The organism is Humiphilus diazotrophicus (assembly GCF_059726315.1).
Window position 1 is genome coordinate 5,067,243 of sequence record NZ_AP040870.1, and the last position, 20,310, is coordinate 5,087,552.

Here is a 20,310-nt window from a genome sequence, read left to right on the forward strand (position 1 = left end):
TCTACACTTTGCACTCCCGAAGGAGTTAAAAAACAAGGAGCTCAAATATTCGAGCTCCTTGTTTTTCTGCGGATTAGCTTCGGAGGAAGTCTTTCACTTTTTGCACTACGACATCTCTCCCCACATCGGCTATAGCGTTGGTGAGAGGAAGCTGCTTGGGACATGCTTGCACACAATTTTGTGCATAGCCGCATTCCTGGATGCCGCCATCGCCTGCAAGGGCGCGCAAGCGCTCTTCTTTTAGGACCGCTCCTGTGGGATGCTCATTGAACAGCTTGACCTGTGCAATCGTAGCTGCGCCAACAAAGCCGGTAGCTTCGTTGAATTGAGGACAAACTTCCATACAGCAGCAGCAGGAAATGCATCGGGAGAGTGGATAGTTTACTTCCTGGACTTGGGGAAATATCCGGGGTCCTGTGCCCAGGTCATAAGTTCCGTCCAGCGGAACCCATGCCTTGACGGCTTTGAGATTTTCGAAGAGAACACTCCGATCTACGGAGAGATCCCGAACCACGGGAAACTTTGACAATGGTTCGAGTTTCAAGGGTTGTTCGAGGCGATCAACCAAAGCGGAGCAGGCCATTCTAGCTTTGCCGTTGATGACCATTGAACAGGATCCGCAGATTTCTTCCAGGCAATTCGAGTCGTAGGTAATCGGCGTTGTCGGCTTGCCATCTGCCGTGTTCGGGTTGGCGGCAATTTCCTGGAGCACCGAAGTGACATTCATGCCTGGACGATAGGGTATTTCGAATTTTTCCCAGACCACCTTGGCGTCAGGTCCACTCTGGCGTTTGATCTCGACCTTAATCGTTCGTTCTGCCATGACTTATTCGTTTCTCCCTTGTCTATTTGGCGGCGTCATAACGGCGCGGGCGTGGCTTGATGTACTGGGTATCAACGGGGTCGTACTCAAAGCGTGGCTCATCGGCATCAGGAGCAAAGCTGGCTTTGGTTGTTTTTAGGAAGCGCTCATCATCACGATCTGGAAAATCGGGTTTGTAATGAGCTCCACGAGATTCATCGCGACGGGCCGCTCCTTGAGCGATCACTCTTGCAAGTTGCAGCATGTTGTAGAGTTGCCGTGTAAAGGCAAAGCTGGTATTGGCCCACATGCTTTTGTCGCTGAGATTGATCTTGCGATACCTCTCTAGAAGTTCACAGATCTTGGTGTCGGTATCGAGAATGGCCTTGTTATAGCGAATAACCGTGACATTCTTCGTCATGATTTCGCCCAGTTCCCGCCAGAGCTTGAACGGGTTTTCTGTTCCATCCGAACTTAGTAAGCGATGGTTGAGTTCCTGCTGACGTAGCTTTTCTGCGGCATGCCCGCCATCGCCCGGAGCAGCTGAAAGGCTTTTGGCATAGGCTATAGCTTTTGGTCCAGCCTGAAAACCGCCGAAGATGCAGGAAACTAAGGAGTTTGCGCCAAGACGATTGGCTCCATGGTATTGATATTCTGCTTCACCGGCAGCAAAGAGTCCGGGAATGTTTGTCATCTGATCGAAATCCACCCAGAGACCACCCATGGTGTAGTGCATTCCAGGGAAGATCTTCATTGGGGTATCCCGGGGATCGTCGCCGACAAACTTCTCGTAAATCTCAAGGATGCCTTCCAGCTTGCGGTCCAACGTGGCGCGATCAATGTGAGTCAGGTCTAGATAGACCATTGGCTGACCGTCAATACCTAGTCCGTGCTCATAGACGACCTTATGGATTGCCCGGGTTGCCACATCTCGAGGAACCAGATTCCCGTACTTGGGATACCACTCTTCCAGGAAATACCAGCGTTCAGACTCAGGAATGCTGCGAGGGGCGCGGTTGTCTCCCGATTTCTTGGGCACCCAAACACGTCCGCCCTCTCCTCTGGCCGATTCGGACATCAGGCGCAGTTTGTCTTCGCCAGGGATCGATGTCGGATGGACCTGGATGAACTCGCCATTGGCATAGTACGCACCTTGCTGGTAGACGGCAGATTGTGCCGAGCCCGTGCAGACAACAGAATTTGTGCTTTTGCCAAAGATGGCGCCTATACCGCCTGTGGCTAGAATGACGGCATCTGCCCGGAAGGTTCGCAGTTCCATCGAGCGCAGATCGAGTGCACTGATGCCTCGGCAAACATGATTGGAATCCAGAACGGCGGAAAGAAATTCCCAACCCTCGTATTTCTTGACCTTGCCTTCGGATTCGTAACGGCGCACCTGTTCGTCCAGCGCATACAGCAGCTGCTGTCCTGTGGTAGCGCCTGCAAATGCCGTACGGTGATAGAGGGTTCCTCCAAAGCGACGAAAATCGAGCAAACCTTCCGGAGTACGGTTAAAGGGAACGCCCATGCGATCCAGTAAGTCGATGATTCCCGGAGCAGCTTCGCACATTGCTTTTACGGGAGTCTGATTGGCGAGGAAGTCTCCGCCGTAAACGGTATCGTCAAAGTGCTGCCAGGTAGTGTCGCCCTCGCCCTTCAGATTTTTGGCGGCATTGATTCCGCCTTGGGCGCATACCGAATGCGACCGTTTTACAGGGACGATAGAGAAGAGATCTACATTTCCGCCGGCTTCGGCGATTTTGATTACAGCCGCCAGTCCGGCTAAGCCTCCACCGACGACGATGATCTTGGGAACCGCTGCCATGATGAAATTCCTATCCTTTCCTACATAAGGCGCTGAATCGCCTATTGGCTGATCTTTGGAGAGTGCCAGTTATTTCGAGAGTGGTGGTTCTCCGCTCGCGGGTGGTGGGGCTGTTGCTCCCTCAATAATTTGAGCCGGAGTCAGATCCGCAGGAGCATTCTTGTACCAGGGGCCGACAAAGGCATAGAGGCTCCCCAGTCCAATGACTCCCAAAATAATGCCGAGAGCTGTACAGGCTACTCCAAAGCGCTTCCTTGACTTGGTTCCTGGCGTGATGCCCCACTTGGCGGCAAATAACCAAACGCCGTAAGAGAAATGCCAGCAGGTGGCGACGATGGCTATGACATAAAAGAGAAGCATCCAGGGATTGGATAATTCCATTTGAACCTTGTGGAACGAGGCTCCAGGATGTTCCGGCAGCATTACGCCCGTAAAACGCTGCCTCCAGACATGCTGGATGATGTAGAGAAAGGCGATGTAGCCAGTCCATCGCTGAACTTGATACATCCAATTGCCTGCCCAGGGATAGTAAATAACGTTACTCTTGCCTCGGACAGCAATATACACACCATAAAGTCCGTGGTAGAGGATTGGCAGAAAGATAAACGCCCACTCAAGCACTCTGACGAAAGGCAGGCTGTTAAGAAACTTTACCTGGGCTGCATAGGCTGCAGGTCCCTTCAGCGCTTCGAAGTTAGAGACCAGATGCTCGATGAGGAATGCTCCGATGGGCACAATTCCGCTGAGTGAATGCAATCTACGGAGCAGAAACGAATGCCCTTGACCGGCACGGAGAGGCTGCACTCCGCGTAGCTGTTCCGTGGTGTTAGGGCCGACGGCGGTAGCCATGTTGTTTGACTCCTTACTCTAGGTCCCGCATAGGGGGATAACGGTGGGTCTCTGTGACCAGAATCACAAATCATTATTCGTGTCCACAAACACCACCGTCAAGGAAAGTACCTCTTAGTGAGACTTTATTAGGTCTGGAAGATGTAAGAGAAGGGATCGAAAAGCTCGTCCTCTATGGCTCAAAGTGTGTTTGATTTCGATATCGATCTCTGCCATCGTCTGATCCAGTTCCGGCAGATAAAATAGCGGATCATATCCAAAACCACCAGTGCCGCGAGGTGCTGTTAAAATTTTACCGTCTACTGAACCGTCGGCTGTGATAAGGCACTCTCCGTCTTTTGCAGCAGCGAGGACGCAATAATAACGTCCTTGTCGCATACCATCCGGAACATCCGTCATATTTGTGAGCAGAAGCATGTTGTTCCAGACGTCCGAATTGTCATTGGCATCTGGGCTGTCTGTCATTCCGGCATCTGCGGCATAACGGGCGGAACGCACTCCAGGTGCGCCATGGAGGGCATCTACTTCCAGTCCGGAATCATCTGCCAGGACAATTTCTCCAGGAAGATATTGGCTATAGTAGGTGGCTTTTGATCGAGCATTGCCCTCAAATGTCGGTTCTTCTTCTGGTGCCGGAGGGATTTGGTCAAGTCCAGGAACAGGCAGAATCAAAATGTCATGAGCAGCACTAGCGACAGCGAAATCACGTAATTTCCCTGCATTTGTGCTGGCGACGTAAAGCGTTATCGACATGGCTCCAGTTTACCTGTGGGCTTTTGTGAGCGAGTTGCGGAGATCTTTTGCCAAGGGGCATTCTTCACACTTCGGCTTTTGGCTGCAATGTCTTTTGCCTACTTCGACAATAAGCGCATGAAACTCGTTGAAATGTTGCAGGTGGCTGGAGGGAAGGTCTTCGGCAAAGGCACGGGTTGCTAAATCCTGGAGTTCGGAATAGTTGGGGTTTTCGTTGCTGAATCCATGACGAATTGCCACTCGTCGCAAATATTCGTCCACAACCATGACCGGGTATCCCAGTGCGTATAGCAGGATGGCATCTGCGGTCTCTGGTCCAACTCCGAATAGAGAAAGAAGCTTAGCTCGGGCAACATCGACAGGCTCCATGGCCAGTGATTCCATAGAACCTTGATATTCATTATCGAGAAACTCGACAAATGTTTTCAGTGCGGATGCTTTGCGTTGCATATAGCCCGATGGGCGAATCAATAGTCGTAGGTGCTCTTCAGGGATTGTTCTTATGCCGCATGGAGTGAGTAGATTGTTTTCGCGAAGGTTCTTGATTGAGCGTTCGACGCTAGTCCATGAGGTGTTTTGAGTCAGATATGCTCCCACTACTACCTCAAAGGGTGTTTCGGCTGGCCACCATTTTCGAGGGCCGTAGGCCGAGAAGAGCAAGTCGTACAGTTTGCGTAGGTGGCGAACCGATCGTTGTTTGATGGGTCTGTTGGCCATAGTTATGACAAGGAAGTAACAAAAGGGAATGATTGCCGAAACATCGAAGCACAAAGGCTTTGGCAGATTTTCGCTAAAGGAAGCTGCTCTTCCCCTTTCCGGGTGTGTGTATATCTATGCGGGAAATGCTCTGCTTCTTCAACTCCATGTAAATAGCATTCTTCAACGAGAGTTCGTGGACTGTCTGGCGGAGGAGCAAGGGAGGAAGACATCTCACTGGTTATGATAAATGTCGGGAGGATGAATGAAGAGCTATACCGAATATCTGAAATTCGAGACAAAGAAGCGTCGGGAGATGGTGCATATTACTCCCAAGATTGAACAGATTGTTAAAAAAAGTGGAATTCGTGACGGACTATGCTTCGTTTCTCCGATGCATATTACGGCTGCAATCTACGTGAATGATCATGAATCTGGACTGATTGAGGATATTGAGAAGTGGCTTGAAGAATTAGCGCCTGCGAAACCTGGGTACAAGCACCACCAGACCGGTGAAGATAATGCAGACGCACATTTGAAATCTTTATTGTTACATCATGAAACAACGCTGCCGGTTACCAATGGAAAACTGGATTTGGGAACCTGGCAGCGAGTCTTTTATGCAGAATTCGATGGCCAACGCTCAAAGCGGGTTATCGTGAAGGTTTTGGGAGTGGAATAGCTGTTGCAGCAGGTGAACCCTTTTGCGGCTTTTCCGGATCTGTAATGCGTTGCCAAACTACAGCTGTTTTTGCGCGTTGGTTACCTTGCAGGCTCGAATGAGGGAGAACAATGACGTCAACCCGGCGATTCTGAGCACGGCCTTCCGGTGTATCGTTCGAAGCTACAGGATGAAATTCGGCATAGCCGGAGGCCGAAAGCCGTTCAGGTTGGTAGTTATGCCCTTCGATAAAAATACGAGCTAATTTTGTTGCACGAGTCGTTGAGAGCTCCCAATTCGAGTCGAATTGGGACGTGTGGATCGGAATGTTATCGGTATGACCTTCGATACGAATGTCATATGGCGTTGCCCGCAGAGCAGATGCAATCTGTCCTAGAACAGGTATTGTTGCCTCGTGGGGGGTTGCTGAGCCGCTATCGAAGAATCCCGCTTCTCGCAAGGATATGACCAATCCATCATGAGTCATGTGGATGGAAACAGTGTGCTGTGCGATCTGGTTCGAAAGTAGACCTTCCAGCCTTTGCTGAATAACACGCAGATCTTCTTGCTGTGCCGCGGGAGACATGGCCTGCTCTCCCATCACAATGTTCATCGGAACCATGGGTGTATCGGTTCCCTGCGCGGGCAATGCTGGAAATTTACCATTCGCTCTGCCTACATCTTGAAACATTCCAAGAGAACGGAAGGCTGCATCGATAGCTTGCGCAAACTGTGCTTGTTTGCGACTGTCGGCCTTTGAGGATGCATATAGAACTACAAAGAAGGCAAACAATAACGTCAGAAAGTCCGCATAAGAGACCAGCCACCGTTCATGGCTAGGTGATTTATGTACCCTGCGCTTCATGCTTTCCGCTCCGAATCAACACCTTTTGCATCGGACAAAAAGCTGGATAGCTTAATTTCAATCATGCGAGGGTTCATACCCTCAATGATGGAAACAACGCCTTCGAGCATCATTTCTTGTAATAGCTGCTCTTCGCGAATACGAATCTTCAGCTTTCCTGCGGCAGGGAGAAAGACAAGGTTAGCTGCACCGACTCCGTAGATTGTGGCAACGAAAGCGACTGCAATACCTTTACCTACTTCGTCCATTTTGTCCAGGTGTTGCATAACCTGGATTAGGCCGAGGACAGCACCAATAATTCCGATCGTAGGAGAGAAACCTCCGGCCGATTCGAAAACAGAAGGAATACGTTCTTCACTTTCCGTTCTGTTGTAGATCTCCAGCTCCATAATCTTGCGGAGTTCGCTGGGCTCTGTACCGTCGATGGCCAGCATGAGAGCCTGCTTAAGGAAGGGGTCCTGAATTGTTCCCAAATCCTGATCGAGAGAGACTACACCGCTGCGCCGCGCCTTATTGGCATAAGCAACGATTTGCTTAATGAAAGCTTCTTCTTTACTCTTCGGGGTAAAGAAAACAATAGCTAGTCGGCGTATTGCGGCATAGATTGTCTTGAGAGGGAACTGAAGCATAATTGCTCCGAGCGTGCCACCAAAGACAATCATCGCTGCAGTGGGCTGCAGGATCTGTCCAATATTGCCGCCTTCTAAGAGCAGGCCGGCGATGATCCCTCCAATCGCCAGCACAATTCCAATAACGCTACTTTTATCCATGTTTCGTTGCCTTTATCATGCTCTGTGAATCACTGCGGGACGCATGGTAGTTGGTTGCGACTGCCTCAGTCGTCCTTACGTCGTCTTTGTGCCGCACCTTGGTCTATTTCAATCTCGTCGCCCGATCCTCTGTTCATTTCTTCCAGAGATCTCCGTTGGAGTGCTCCTCCGGGAGCCGATAGAACGGCCAGAGATCCCGGGGCTAGTTTGGCTACTTCAGCCAAGAGGCTGGCGCGCCATACCATCACTTTTTCAACGACCTGCTGGCAGCTCTCGCGAACCATAATCTTTTCGCCATTGATAAGCGTCAGCATGGTATCGGGAGAAGATTCGGCCGATTTGATCAAATCACTGTTGAGTACAACCGCATTACCATTGAGACGTGTCAGTTCAATCATTTAGGTGGATAGCCTCCGCTCTCTAAAGCCTATCGGCAGAAGATGGCAAAGGTTGATATTGAGCAATATGGCTCTTGTTGGTGCCTCTGCTTCCAACACCTATTAAGAGAGTGGTTCAGCGGAATTAAGAATGTTCTCTGGGCTTTGGGTGCTGGACGATCTGTCAGCCGGAAGAGAGATCATTAGAGAAAATTAAGTAAAAACGATTCAGGAGAGCCTTAGGATGGTTTTTCTTTGTACCCAAATTCCCGGATTGGTACCTTTCTTCCGGGGCATAATGTGCTCTGGCCATCGGGGGAAATCTTTGAAAAATAAGGGCAGTATTTTTGCTTAAAAGAGCTGATTGGAAGTTCTACGGAGGGGCTCCAAGTGGAATTCCACAGCTTTCCAAGGACAGTCAAAAGAAGGTGTAAAGTGTAAATTCCCTGGGTCGATGAAGCCAGTGAGTAACGTGGTTCCTTATAGCTAAGGTGAGCAAGGACGAGCAAGATCCGGTCAGGCACCCACTAGGAGGGAACCCGAGTTTAACTCATATTGAATTCAAAATAGGAGTAATCATATGTCCTTGGGTGTCCTGAATAATATTTCCGCAATTTACGCACAGAATAACCTCAGCAATACACAGAAGAGTCTGCAAAACACCCTTCAGCAGCTTTCTTCCGGTTCACGCATTAATTCCGGTGCCGATGACGCAGCCGGTCTGTCTCTTTCCGATGCTTTGAATGCTTCGGCAACAGCTCTTTCACAGTCTGCCAAGAATGCCAGTGAAGGTGTTGACCTTCTGCAGGTTGCTGACGGAGCAATGTCGCAGATCACCAGCTTGCTGAATCGCGCTGTCACGCTGGCCACGGAAGCTTCCAACGGTACTCTGAATTCGACTCAGATCTCCGCAGCCAATGCTGAGTACACCAACATTATGGGTGAGATCGACAATATTCAGAACAAGACTGAATACAACGGCATCACGATCTTCGGTGGAACTATCAACATCTACACCAGCGATGGTACTTCCAACCAGACCAATAGCAATGCATTTACCAAGGTTGATTCAAGCACATTGGGATTATCCAGTGCTGGCTTTACGACTGCGTCTTCGGCTCAAAGTGAGCTTACAAAGATCACTCAGGCGATTTCTACCATAGCAGCAGATCGCGGTGCGGTAGGTGCAAACATCAACACGCTGCAAGCGGTATCAAACGTGATGTCAACTGAGTCGACGAATACCCTGGCAGCTCAGAACGACGTTGTGGCGACCGATTATGGCACAGCAACCTCGAACCTGTCGAAGTATCAGATCCTGATGCAGACCGGTATTTCCGCTTTGGCCCAGGCCAACAGCACACAGCAACTGGTTACCAAGCTGCTTCAGTAGTCTAGATAGCTTGATTTGAAAAAGAGGGCAAGCTGCAAACGCAGCTTGCCCTCTTTGTTGGGGCAGAGTTCAGGCATAACTTCGGCATGTTGTCGAACGAACTTCTGGTCATTAGGTTCGTGAATACCCTGTCAATAAAGATGATGTGAGGTGACGAATTCGGTGTATTCGGACGAAGACGTGTGCACATTCTAAAGAAGCCCGCTGGATTCCAACAGATGCTTTTGGGTGAAAGGGACTCTAAGTGATTGTTAAATTAATGATTTATAAGGTTGGACCAAACAAAAGGTGTAAAGTGTTTTGCTTGCATGTCGATGAAATCAGTGGGTAACGTGGTTCCTTATAGCTAAGGTGAGCCGGGACGAGTAAGGCCCGGTCAGGCACCCTCTAGGGGGGAACCCGAGATTAACTCATATCGAACGTAAAATAGGAGCAATCAAATGTCCTTGGGTGTCCTGAATAATATTTCGGCGATTTACGCACAGAATAACCTCAACAATACACAGAAGAGTCTGCAAACCACCCTTCAGCAGCTTTCTTCCGGTTCACGTATTAATTCCGGTGCCGATGACGCAGCCGGTCTATCTCTTTCCGATGCTTTGAATGCTTCGGCAACAGCTCTTTCACAGTCTGCCAAGAATGCCAGCGAAGGTGTTGACCTTCTGCAGGTTGCTGACGGAGCAATGTCGCAGATCACCAGCTTGCTGAATCGCGCTGTCACGCTGGCCACGGAAGCTTCCAACGGTACTCTGAATTCGGTTCAGGTCTCTGCAGCCAATGCTGAGTACACCAACATCATGGGCGAGATCGACAATATTCAGAGCAAGACTGAATACAACGGCATTGCGATCTTCGGTGGAACCATCAACATCTACACCAGCGATGGTACTTCCAACCAGACCAATAGCAATGTCTTCACCAAGGTTGATTCGAGCACATTAGGATTGACCAGCACTGGCTTTACGGATGCGTCTTCGGCTCAGACTGAGCTTGGAAAGATCACCAAGGCGATTTCGACGGTAGCAGCCGATCGCGGTGCGGTAGGTGCAAACATCAACACGCTGCAAGCGGTATCAAACGTGATGTCAACTGAGTCGACGAACACCCTGGCAGCTCAGAACGACGTTGTGGCGACCGACTATGGCACAGCAACCTCGAACCTGTCGAAGTATCAGATCCTGATGCAGACCGGTATCTCCGCTTTGGCCCAGGCCAACAGCACACAGCAACTGGTTACCAAGCTACTTCAGTAGTCTAGATAGCTTGATTTGAAAGAAGGCAAGCTGCAAACGCAGCTTGCCTTCTTTATTGGACTAGTGTTCAGACAATGAATTCTGGTTTGTATCGTATGAACTCCAGGGCTGCAGATTCATCTATGTATGTATTTAGAGAATTGCGGTATCAGTGGCGATTGAATGAGATCTGTGCAATGTGAGGTAAGCAAATTGAGGCATTCGTCGAATATGTGTACACATTCTTTAGTGCTTGTTCCTTTCCTCTAGGGTCTGTTAAGTGGCGAATACCTCTTTACCTACCTTCATCTGAAGAAGATCCCCGATTTCTTTTGTAAAAGGGACTCTAAGTGATTGTTAAATTAATGATTTATAAGGTTAGACCAAACAAAAGGTGTAAAGTGTTTTGCTTGCATGTCGATGAAATCAGTGGGTAACGCGGTTCCTTGTAGCTAAGGTGAGTCGGGTCGAGTAAGGCCCGGTCAGGCATCTTCTATGAAGGATCCCAGAAAATTAACTCGCATTGAACTCAAATAGGAGCAAGATCAAATGTCCTTGGGTGTCCTGAATAATATTTCGGCGATTTATGCACAGAATAACCTCAACAGTACCCAGAAGAATCTGCAAACCACCCTTCAGCAGCTTTCTTCCGGTTCACGCATTAATTCCGGTGCCGATGACGCTGCCGGTCTATCTCTTTCCGATGCTTTGAATGCTTCGGCAACAGCTCTTTCACAGTCTGCCAAGAATGCCAGCGAAGGTGTTGACCTTCTGCAGGTTGCTGACGGAGCAATGTCGCAGATCACCAGCTTGCTGAATCGCGCTGTCACGCTGGCCACGGAAGCTTCCAACGGTACTCTGAATTCGGTTCAGGTCTCTGCAGCCAATGCTGAGTACACCAACATCATGGGCGAGATCGACAATATTCAGAGCAAGACTGAATACAACGGCATTGCGATCTTCGGTGGAACCATCAACATCTACACCAGCGATGGTACTTCCAACCAGACCAATAGCAATGTCTTCACCAAGGTTGATTCGAGCACATTAGGATTGACCAGCGGCGGCTTTTCAAATGCATCTTCGGCTCAGACTGAGCTTGGAAAGATCACCAAGGCGATTTCGACGGTAGCAGCAGATCGCGGTGCGGTAGGCGCAAACATCAACACGCTGCAAGCGGTATCGAACGTGATGTCAACTGAGTCGACAAACACCCTGGCAGCTCAGAACGACGTTGTGGCGACCGACTATGGCACAGCAACCTCGAACCTGTCGAAGTATCAGATCCTGATGCAGACCGGTATCTCTGCTTTGGCCCAGGCCAACAGCACTCAGCAACTGGTCACCAAGCTGCTTCAGTAATGTATTGACGGCTTGAGTCGATAAAACAGGAAGGCTGCTCACATAGAGCCTTCCTGTTTTATTAGGAGTTCCTAATCTTTTGAGCCGATAGTGGCGAGTGCTTTGCTGGGTAAAGATTGAGTAAGGAGAAATTATCATGGGTGTTGTTGGACTAAGTTTTGGTTCCGCTACCAGTGGTCAGGGGTTCGATGTATCAAATACGGTCTCTCAAATTGTTTCGAATTTGAGAACTGTGGAGACACCCTGGAAGGCGCAGCTGACCAAATTGCAGGCACAAGACGCCGTATTGAGTACGCTTGGTACCGATCTGTCATCCATGCTGACGACTCTGCAAACTCTAACCGATTTTACTGGGGTATTGTCGTACAAAAAAGGATCGAGTTCCAATACTAATATTTTGCAGCTCCAAGGAGCCACTTCGTCTGCTGCAGCTGGTACTCATACCGTTGTTGTAACGCAATTGGCCCAAGCCCAATCTGATGCTTCGAATTATCTATCCTCTGCTAGTAATACCCTAAGCGGATCGATCACAGTCGCTGGAGCGACCTTTAATCTGACGAGTGGTACAGATACCCTTACAAGTTTAGCCGCAGAAATTAACAGCCGCGGCTTAGGTGTGACGGCTTCTATCTTAACTGGGGCAAGTGGTGTCAAACTATCGATCGTGAGTAACACCACCGGATCATCTGGGGGATTTACCGCTACTGCTAGCAACTTGAAAGATTCTACGGGAACTGACGTTTCTATGTCTCAGGGGCAGCCTCCTCAGGATGCCCAATTTACTGTTGATGGAGTGTCCCTTACCAGCACTTCAAATACGGTCACAAATGCTATTGGCGGAGTGACATTCCAATTATTGACGTCCACAGATCATTCCCCCGTACAGATTGTTATTACCAATGACAATGATAGTGTAGAAAGTTCCATCCTGAGCTTCGTAAGCAAATACAACACAGTTATCACTGCTCTTAATGATCAGGAAGGCAACGATACCTCCGGGAATGCTAAGCCTCTTTATGGAAGCTCCATAGTTTCCAGTTTGCAGCAACAGCTTGAACAGGGCATGATTTATTCTTCCGGACCTGGAAAAGTCAAGGCGTTGACAAATCTTGGAATTTCAATGAATAAAGATGGCACAATGTCTGTTAATACAGACACTTTGGTATCCGCTTTGAATTCTAACTATTCAGACGTGGTTTCGTTCTTCCAGGATTCGGGCCAATTCGGTAGGACTTTATCAACAACTTTGAACAACGTTGGCAGCGTATATAGCTCTGGTCTGATCACGCTAACAAAGGATGAAATCTCCTCTCAAGAGAAGTTGATCCAGGACAAACTAGATTCGCAGGAATCCCTGATTTCGCTCAAGCAAGAAACCCTGACCTCCGAGCTAAATAAGGCAAACCAAACACTACAGGCGATCAAGGATAATCTCGATTACGTAAATAAGATTTATTCCGCCGCGACCGGCTACAACACCAGCAAGTAATGGCCAAAGGTGAATATGGATTACTATCAGGTACACGCACTCGAAGGTGCTTCGCCCGTTGATTTAGTGGTATCCCTTTATGACGGGATTATCCGCTTCCTCTCCTCCGCAATCGATGCGGTGGAGAGGAAAGATGTTAGTGCACGGAGAATGTATGTCAAGAAAGCCATGGACATTATCATTCATTTGCAAGCAACACTGCGGATGGATGTTGGTGGCAAGGTAGCCGAGACTCTTTCCGAATACTACAGTTCCATATTCGCCATCATTCTGCAGGCTTCACAGCTGGAATCGCGTGAGCGTTTTGAGCACGCAATCAGCTGTGTTCAGACAGTTAGAGAGGCGTGGAAGAAAGTTGCTTCCGATCCCGAGGCTCTCGAAGCGCTACGAAATCGGCAGGAGGCTTCTTCTGGGGTGGTTAGAGCTTCTGTTGTTCAGCAGCAAGAATCGGATAGCTCTCCTCGCTGGACAGCCTAGCCCGCAAGCTTAAGTATTTCTCTTAGTGCTCAATACTCAGTTCTTCTTCTAGTAATTGCTTTTGGAAAAGGGCGGCATAATATCCGCCTTTTTCAAGCAGTTCTTCATGTGTGCCGAGTTCTACTATACGTCCGGCAAGAAGGACAGCAATTTGATCGGCATTACGCACTGTTGAGATACGATGTGAGATGAAGATTGTTGTTCTTCCCTTCATCTCTTGACGTAGCTGTTCGAGAATTTGCTCTTCTGTATAGGTATCTACGCTGGCGAGAGCATCATCTAGAATCAAAATCTTCGGTTGCCGAATCAGAGCTCGCGCGATACTGGCACGCTGCTTTTGTCCGCCGGACAGTGTGACTCCGCGTTCTCCTACCATCGTTTCGAATTGGTGAGGAAACTCTTCAAATTCTCTTCTGATGTGTGCAGCTTCAGCTGCCTGTAAAATCTCTTCCTGATTGGCTTCAGGTTTTCCAATGGAGATATTTGCCCGAATTGTTTCGCTGAAAAGGAACGTCTCTTGAGGTACCACTCCGATGTTGGATCGCAGAAAGGCCAGAGGATAATCCTGAATGGGACGACCATCGATCAAGATTGACCCGTCCGGGGCATCATACAGGCGTGGAATGAGATTGATCAGCGTCGATTTTCCTGTGCCTGTAGGTCCAACGATTGCCAGGCTCGTGCCGGCTGGAATCTTCAAGGAAATATCGTGAAGTACTTCGGTATCTGCATAGCTGAAGCTAAGATGACGAAATTCTATTTCTCCCTGGATAGAAGGCGCGTCTTCTATCGGGAATTTCGCGTGGCGATCATCAATTTCGGCCTTGGCCTTTAGCAGTTCATCGAGTCTTCCGATGGAGGCCGTGCCTCGTTGAAAGAGGTTTACCACCCATCCCAATGCAATGATCGGCCACGTCAACATCAGCATGTATGTGTTGAAGGCAACAAACTTACCCACCGTGATGCGATGAGCCAGGACTTGATGCCCTCCGACAAGGAGCGTGACAGCTAAAGCCAGGCCCAAAATGAATTCAAGGGTGGGCCAGAGCATTCCCATTAGCTGAACAAGTCGAAGGCCGCGCCGGATGTTTTCGCGGTTCGATTTCTCAAAGGCATTAATCTGTGCTTTTTCTTGAGCAAACGCACGAATTAATCTTGCCCCGGAGATGTTTTCCTGTGCTTGGGCGGAGATTTCCGAAAACATAGCTTGGATCTTTTCGAAGCGTTCATGAATTCTCCTGCCGAAAAACTGTACCAGGATGCTGGCTAATGGCAGCGGAGCCAAAGCCACCAGCGTGAGTGTAGGGCTAATACGTATCAGGAAAAATACCGCCGCCGCAAAGAAGACAAGCGTGTTTGCGCTGTACATAATTGCCGGACCCAGCAACATTCGTACCGCGTTCAGATCGTTTGTCATACGAGCCATAACATCGCCGGTGCGATGTCGATGGTAGTAGGCTGGGGATTGTTGCTCGAGATTGCGGAAGAGGTCATTTCGCAGGTCAAACTCAATTTCTCGCGAAATACCAATAAGGATCCAGCGCGTCAGAAAGGTAAATATTCCTTTTACCAGGGAGACTGTCAGCAACAATGTGGCATAGAAAAGGATCTTCTGGCGGGTGATACTCAGATTTAGATCGTCGATAGCGTGCTGAATGACTTGGGGAAAGAGTACCGAGACCAGGTTGCCAACTACGACACAGACTCCGCCCTCTATGTAGCCTTTTCGATAACGCCGCATGTAGCCAAAGAGGGGACGAAGCTGATTCAACATAGGATTATTGTAATGGGCTCTTGCCGAAGTTTATGTCGGTGTTCTCAGTAGCAGATATCCTCCAGCCAGGCCAAAAAGTATATCCGGGGACCAGGCCGCCATCATGGCGGGCAATAAATTCACGTTGCCCATTGCTTCGAAGATGCCTGCTACGACCCAATAAGTAACGGCGACTCCAATCGCTATAGCGACTCCTGTCAGAGAGCCACGACGACCCGTCGAAAGCGAAAAGGGAATGGCCAAAATTGCCATAACCAATGCAATCAATGGATAAGCAAGCTTGCGGTTCAACTGCACACGGAGCCGCATAGTATCGAAACCGCTCTGTCGTAAATCCCGGATGTATCGTTCCAGCTCTCCGAAATTCATTTCCTGGGACTGATAATTCTCTTTTTTGAAGTACGTTGGTTCTTCGCTGATCTCAGAAAAGGTTTGAACTTCGAAGGTGTTGAAGTTGCTTATGATTTCACCGTTGCTTGTTCGTACCCAGCCTTTTTCGAAGATCCAACGGTGTAGCTCCGGTTCCCAGTGCGCGCTCGAAGCAAAGATCCTTTTCGATATCGAGAATGTCTCGGGATTGAACTCAAAGACACTGATGTTTGCGAATTTGTTTTGATCGGGATCGAAAAATTGGTAGTAGAAGATCCGGCCTGGTTTTCCCGTTTCCTGCAGGCCAAAAATCCATTTTCTATCCGGACGAAGAAAGGTCTGCGCCGGCTTCCCCTTTATGATGCTTCGCAATGCCTCTTGTTTCCGATTTGCTTGCGGTACATAGAACTCATTGAAGATGAACAGAGCAGTAGCAAGGGTTGCCGCAATCACCAGAACGGGAACTACGAGGCGGTATAAGCTGATGCCGGTGGCCTTCATCGCCGTCAATTCATTTGTGCGATTTAAAACGCTAAACGTAACCAAAACAGCGATCAAAACGCATAACGGAGTGATGTTGTAGATCAGGCTCGGAGTCAGATTGATCAGATACTCGCCCACCGTGAGCAGGGGAGTATGGTTCTTGATGATATCTCCGATCAGCTCAAAGAATGTAAAGACGAGCAGGAGCATGATGAAGCTAATCAGCACCAGAGCAAAAGTGGTTAGGAATTCTCGCAAGACGTAATCGTCGAGAATAAGTGGAAATCTGCTGCGGCCATGCCTTGCAACCCGTTTGGGCAGAGCAATTCGATCCAAAGGCCCATGGCTTTCCGGTCGTTTGCTTTTCAGACTGATAGAGGTAAGTGCCGCAAGAAAACTCCCCCCTGTTGACATCTGCCGTAGCAGGATAGTTCCGCAAACAGCAAAGAGGGTGTTTGCCAACCAGACGCCTACAAACGCAGGCAATTTGTTTTGCCTGCCTAATGCCACACCTGTGATCGAAAAGAAGTAATAGATAAAGACAAGGACGATGGTGAGGATGAACCCTGCACTTTTCCCACCTCGTTTGGAGGAGACGCCGAGCGGGACTCCGACAAGCATGAGCACTAAACAGGCAGTCGGATAGGCAAAGCGCTTATGGAGCTCAACTAGGTACCATCTGCCGTCTCTTTGGTGACCACGTGCCCACAGCTCTTCAGTTGACATGGCCAGGGTTGGAGAATTGCTGCGTCCCTTTTGTGTGGCGGTCTGCTCTCCTATTTGTAGCGGAACATCCGTATCCGCAAAGGTCGAGATTGTATATTGTGTCGGATTACTGGAGGAAGTTTCGTGTCGAGCTCCGTTACGCAAGCGCATACGGAGGCTCTGTTCGTCACCATTCACAACCGTTGCAGATTCTGAAGTTGTGACGATAGGTGCTACAGGATCACTCAGGTCGGCAAGAAAGATTCGATGCCAATAAGCGGCTCCATAGCCTGTCCGGACGTCCTGAACGTAAATTGCGTAATTCCGAAAACCTTCATAGAAGACTCTCGGCTGGATCTCATAGGAGATTTGAGAGTTCTTGAGCCGGTTTTCCAGATCCAGTAAAGCCTGGGTAGCTTTGGGAGCAAGATATAGAGAGTTGGCCAGCCCTATCAGCCATCCCGCAACGCCTACAATCGCCACGATGCGGACAAAGGCCCAGATGCCTACTCCTGAGGCGCGCATTGCGGTAATTTCGCTGTCGGCGGCAAGCCTGCTCAGTCCGAGCAGAATTCCGACCAAAACAGCCATTGGAATGGTCAAGGTAAAGCTATTAGGAAGAGTAAAGAGGAAGATTTCTATGACATTGGTAACGGAAGCGCTATTTCGGACCAGAATTTCCAAAATACTGGAAAGATCCTTCATGAAAAGGATGAACGTAAACAGTGCGCCGCCTAAAAACGCGTGCGATAGCACCTCTCCCAGGATGTAACGCCTCAAAATCCGCACTGGAAATCTTCCTAAGCTCAAGTCTACCGTGCATGGCGGTAGATTAAGTCGATCAATTCGTCATACATAGCTTCTGCCGAAGTCTCATCCTTTTTGATGGCTGAAGTGGCACAATGCTTCAGATGATTTCTCATCATCATGCGAGAAACGCCTCGGAGAGCTTCCTGTACCGAGCATATCTGAACCAGAATATCGGCACAGTACCGTTCCGTTTCAACCATCTTCTGCAATCCCCGGACCTGACCCTCGATTCTGGCCAGCCTTCGTAGGGTTGCGGCTTTAATTTCCGGGTCCACCGCAACGGCTTGCCTGTTGCTGTGGACGAGACATTGTTCTTCTGAATCCGAAGTCTTCTTTTTCATTGGGCAATGAAACTCCTCAGCCGGAGGCTGTTCGCCAGTACACTGATCGAACTCATGGCCATAGCTGCACTGGCGAGGGCCGGGCTCAGCAAAATGTGAAAAGCGGGGTAAAGGACCCCGGCCGCAATAGGAATGCCAATCACGTTATAGAGCAGTGCCCACCAGAGGTTTTGCTTCATTGTGGCAACCGCTTTCCGTGCTAAAAGAATTGCGGCTGGAATGCTCCTGGGATTTCCACCCAGAAGTATTGCATCGCCTGCTTCACGTGCGAGATCGGTGCCCGTTCCAACTGCCAACCCTGCGTCCGCCTGGGCCAGTGCTGCGGCGTCGTTGATTCCATCGCCAACCATTGCTACTTTGTGGCCCTCTTTCTGTAGTTTTCGGATGTGCTCAAGCTTCTGCTCAGGGAGCATTGAGGCGATATATTTATCCACGCCAGCTGCCTCTGCGATTGGCTTGGCGGCTTCCGGACTATCTCCGGTCACCATGGTTGTTTTCAGCCCCTGCTTCTTGAGTGACTCAATGGCAGCAGTGCTTTCCTGGCGTAATGTGTCGCGAGCTTCCAGCCATCCGGCCAAAACGTTATCGCGTGCGACAAAAAGCAAAGTGGAGCCTGTTGTGTTTGACTGAATTTCGGGGAGGAGGGGGATGCCGTATTCTTCGATCAGGCGGCGACTTCCCACCATGATTTGGTGCCCATTCATTTCAGCCTGAATGCCACGTCCGGCCAGTATCTGAATTTCTTTTGCAGGTACGAATGGAATCCCGCTTTCTTTGGCTTTTTCAACAACCGAATGTGCCAAGGGGTGTTCTGATCTGGATTCCACAGCGGCTGCCATCTCTAGCAGGAGGTTGTCCTCAATCCCATTCTGTCCTTGAACAGAGACAATCTGAGGTTTGCCGTAGGTCAGAGTTCCAGTTTTGTCGAAGAGGACGCTGTCGACTCCGGCTAGTCGTTCTAGAGCCTCTCCCCCTTTGAAGAGAACCCCTATCTGCGCTCCTCGTCCTATGGCAACAGTAAGAGCTGCCGGAACTGCCAGACCCATTGCGCAGGGGCAAGCGATAACTAATACTGCAACTGATGCTGCGAAGGCACGTCCAAAACTGTGTTCCGGGTCCAACACCAACCAGAGTACGAAGGTGATCAGGGCCAGGATCAGAACTGAGGGTACAAAAACGGCGCTGACTTTATCTGCCAGCCGTTGCATGGGCGCTTTTGACGATTGCGCCTGGTCCATCAATTTCATCATTTGGGCCAGCACACTATCACTTCCAAGCGACGATGCCTTGCACACAAAGGCTCCATCGTAATTGAGCGATCCCCCAATGACCTTATCCCCAATCGAGCGTTCTACCGGGGTCGATTCTCCTGTGATGAGGGATTCATCAATCGTAGTGCGGCCCTCTATGATGATTCCGTCCACAGGGATGCGTTCTCCTGGACGAACCAGGACTCTGTCGCCAAGGACGACCTCACTCAATTGAAGCTCTGTTTCGGCCTGATCTCTCAATACATGGGCAGTGGAAGGCTGCAAGCTGGCAAATGCCTGCAAAGCTCCCAACGTACGATGTTTAGCGCGGTCTTCCAGCCAGTGGCCAAGGAGCAGGAATCCTAGAATCAGCAGAACCGATTCGTAGTAGATCTGTGGTTTCAGGCCATGCCGCAGAAAGAATTGAGGCGCAAAGGTAGCGATTGTCGAATAAACGAATGCTGCTCCAGTTCCCAGCGTCACCAAAGTATTCATATTGGAGGTGCCATGTCTGAAGGCGCGTATAGCACTTCCGTATATCGAACGGCCAGACCAGACGATTCCCCCTAATGCCATGAGGAAAAGGAGCACATAGAGACGTTGTGCTGGGATTTCCCAAAGAACAGGGAAAAGCCGCATCAGCCAATGATCCAGTGCGCTGTGGGTTTGCATCAACGGCATCGAAAGGACCATGGCGATGAGCCCTGCAAATACCGTTAGCAGCGCCTTCAGCTGAAGACGGTTCTTTGGGTTATCCTCCGCTGTATCGTCTGTCTGCTGGTTGTTACGGGGAATGCTGGCTTCATATCCCGCGTCTCTTATCGCCTCAACCAGATTCTCAGGTCCGGTTTTTGCCGGATCGTAGGAGACACGAGCGCTATGCGTCATCATGTTGACATTTGCGTCTTGGACTCCTGGCGTATTCTGCAACGCCTGCTCAACATGGTGCTGGCAGGCGGCGCAGGTCATTCCCAGGACTGGAATTGTTAACTCTGTTGGTGTGGAAACCGTTGTATCGACTGCCATG

The 20,310-nt window shown here is 49.6% G+C and carries 18 protein-coding genes; 6 read left to right on the forward strand and 12 right to left on the reverse strand.

Translation table 11 applies throughout. The annotated features are described in order from the left end of the window. Nucleotides 1–73 precede the first annotated feature (73 nt). From sdhB to AC6I7T_RS21075, 5 genes are all read right to left on the reverse strand, one after another. The gene (gene sdhB, locus AC6I7T_RS21055; RefSeq protein ID WP_497789570.1) at nucleotides 74–823 is read right to left on the reverse strand and encodes a succinate dehydrogenase iron-sulfur subunit; all 750 of its coding nucleotides are present in this window, start codon (nucleotides 821–823) and stop codon (nucleotides 74–76) included. Nucleotides 824–845: 22 nt separating this feature from the next. Next, nucleotides 846–2,627 carry a succinate dehydrogenase flavoprotein subunit gene (gene sdhA / locus AC6I7T_RS21060; RefSeq protein ID WP_497789571.1) on the reverse strand — a complete coding sequence of 594 codons (1,782 nt, stop codon included), beginning with the start codon at nucleotides 2,625–2,627 and terminating at the stop codon, nucleotides 846–848. A gap of 69 nt (nucleotides 2,628–2,696) precedes the next feature. Then, nucleotides 2,697–3,476 carry a succinate dehydrogenase cytochrome b558 subunit gene (locus AC6I7T_RS21065; RefSeq protein ID WP_497789573.1) on the reverse strand — a complete coding sequence of 260 codons (780 nt, stop codon included), beginning with the start codon at nucleotides 3,474–3,476 and terminating at the stop codon, nucleotides 2,697–2,699. 114 nt (nucleotides 3,477–3,590) lie between these two features. After that, nucleotides 3,591–4,229: a non-canonical purine NTP pyrophosphatase gene (locus tag AC6I7T_RS21070; protein ID WP_497789574.1), complete on the reverse strand. Its 639-nt coding sequence runs from the start codon at nucleotides 4,227–4,229 to the stop codon at nucleotides 3,591–3,593. 9 nt (nucleotides 4,230–4,238) lie between these two features. Then, nucleotides 4,239–4,826 carry an endonuclease III domain-containing protein gene (locus tag AC6I7T_RS21075; RefSeq protein WP_497789575.1) on the reverse strand — a complete coding sequence of 196 codons (588 nt, stop codon included), beginning with the start codon at nucleotides 4,824–4,826 and terminating at the stop codon, nucleotides 4,239–4,241. A 364-nt stretch (nucleotides 4,827–5,190) separates the two neighbouring features. On the opposite strand from AC6I7T_RS21075, the gene AC6I7T_RS21080 reads away from it, so the two are divergent. Continuing rightward, nucleotides 5,191–5,607: a secondary thiamine-phosphate synthase enzyme YjbQ gene (locus tag AC6I7T_RS21080; protein WP_497789576.1), complete on the forward strand. Its 417-nt coding sequence runs from the start codon at nucleotides 5,191–5,193 to the stop codon at nucleotides 5,605–5,607. Here the strand turns inward: AC6I7T_RS21080 and AC6I7T_RS21085 are convergent. The 3 genes from AC6I7T_RS21085 to AC6I7T_RS21095 form a co-directional block, all read right to left on the reverse strand. Then, on the reverse strand, nucleotides 5,579–6,451 hold the full coding sequence (locus AC6I7T_RS21085; RefSeq protein ID WP_497789578.1) for a flagellar motor protein MotB: 873 nt from the start codon (nucleotides 6,449–6,451) through the stop codon (nucleotides 5,579–5,581). The genes AC6I7T_RS21080 and AC6I7T_RS21085 overlap by 29 nt on opposite strands. After that, nucleotides 6,448–7,221, reverse strand: coding sequence for a flagellar motor protein (locus tag AC6I7T_RS21090; protein ID WP_497789579.1), 774 nt, complete (start codon nucleotides 7,219–7,221; stop codon nucleotides 6,448–6,450). The genes AC6I7T_RS21085 and AC6I7T_RS21090 overlap by 4 nt, the downstream gene beginning before the upstream one ends. Nucleotides 7,222–7,286: 65 nt before the next feature. Continuing rightward, complete coding sequence (locus AC6I7T_RS21095) at nucleotides 7,287–7,619, reverse strand: flagellar FlbD family protein (RefSeq protein WP_497789581.1); 333 nt, start codon at nucleotides 7,617–7,619, stop codon at nucleotides 7,287–7,289. Between the two features lie 559 nt (nucleotides 7,620–8,178). On the opposite strand from AC6I7T_RS21095, the gene AC6I7T_RS21100 reads away from it, so the two are divergent. From AC6I7T_RS21100 to fliS, 5 genes are all read left to right on the forward strand, one after another. Then, on the forward strand, nucleotides 8,179–8,991 hold the full coding sequence (locus tag AC6I7T_RS21100) for a flagellin (RefSeq protein ID WP_497789582.1): 813 nt from the start codon (nucleotides 8,179–8,181) through the stop codon (nucleotides 8,989–8,991). 440 nt (nucleotides 8,992–9,431) lie between these two features. Then, nucleotides 9,432–10,244, forward strand: a complete 813-nt coding sequence (locus tag AC6I7T_RS21105; protein ID WP_497789584.1) for a flagellin — start codon at nucleotides 9,432–9,434, stop codon at nucleotides 10,242–10,244. A 528-nt stretch (nucleotides 10,245–10,772) separates the two neighbouring features. Then, nucleotides 10,773–11,585, forward strand: a complete 813-nt coding sequence (locus AC6I7T_RS21110; protein ID WP_497789586.1) for a flagellin — start codon at nucleotides 10,773–10,775, stop codon at nucleotides 11,583–11,585. A gap of 136 nt (nucleotides 11,586–11,721) precedes the next feature. Continuing rightward, nucleotides 11,722–13,074 carry a flagellar filament capping protein FliD gene (gene fliD, locus AC6I7T_RS21115; RefSeq protein WP_497789587.1) on the forward strand — a complete coding sequence of 451 codons (1,353 nt, stop codon included), beginning with the start codon at nucleotides 11,722–11,724 and terminating at the stop codon, nucleotides 13,072–13,074. A 15-nt stretch (nucleotides 13,075–13,089) separates the two neighbouring features. Next, complete coding sequence (gene fliS / locus AC6I7T_RS21120) at nucleotides 13,090–13,551, forward strand: flagellar export chaperone FliS (RefSeq protein ID WP_497789589.1); 462 nt, start codon at nucleotides 13,090–13,092, stop codon at nucleotides 13,549–13,551. 22 nt (nucleotides 13,552–13,573) lie between these two features. Here fliS and AC6I7T_RS21125 read toward each other — a convergent pair whose 3' ends face one another. Genes AC6I7T_RS21125 through AC6I7T_RS21140 form a run of 4 tightly spaced genes read right to left on the reverse strand, consistent with a single transcriptional unit; the run spans nucleotide 13,574 to nucleotide 20,309 of the window. Then, nucleotides 13,574–15,325: an ABC transporter ATP-binding protein gene (locus tag AC6I7T_RS21125; protein ID WP_497789590.1), complete on the reverse strand. Its 1,752-nt coding sequence runs from the start codon at nucleotides 15,323–15,325 to the stop codon at nucleotides 13,574–13,576. A 30-nt stretch (nucleotides 15,326–15,355) separates the two neighbouring features. Continuing rightward, complete coding sequence (locus AC6I7T_RS21130) at nucleotides 15,356–17,671, reverse strand: LptF/LptG family permease (protein ID WP_497789591.1); 2,316 nt, start codon at nucleotides 17,669–17,671, stop codon at nucleotides 15,356–15,358. A 23-nt stretch (nucleotides 17,672–17,694) separates the two neighbouring features. Further along, entirely contained in the window at nucleotides 17,695–18,033 is a 339-nt protein-coding gene (locus AC6I7T_RS21135) for a metal-sensitive transcriptional regulator (RefSeq protein WP_497789592.1), read from the reverse strand. After that, a complete protein-coding gene (locus AC6I7T_RS21140; RefSeq protein WP_497789594.1) occupies nucleotides 18,030–20,309 on the reverse strand; it encodes a heavy metal translocating P-type ATPase in 2,280 nt (759 codons plus the stop codon). Before AC6I7T_RS21140 ends, AC6I7T_RS21135 begins: the two co-directional genes overlap by 4 nt. Between the last annotated feature and the right edge of the window lies 1 nt (nucleotide 20,310).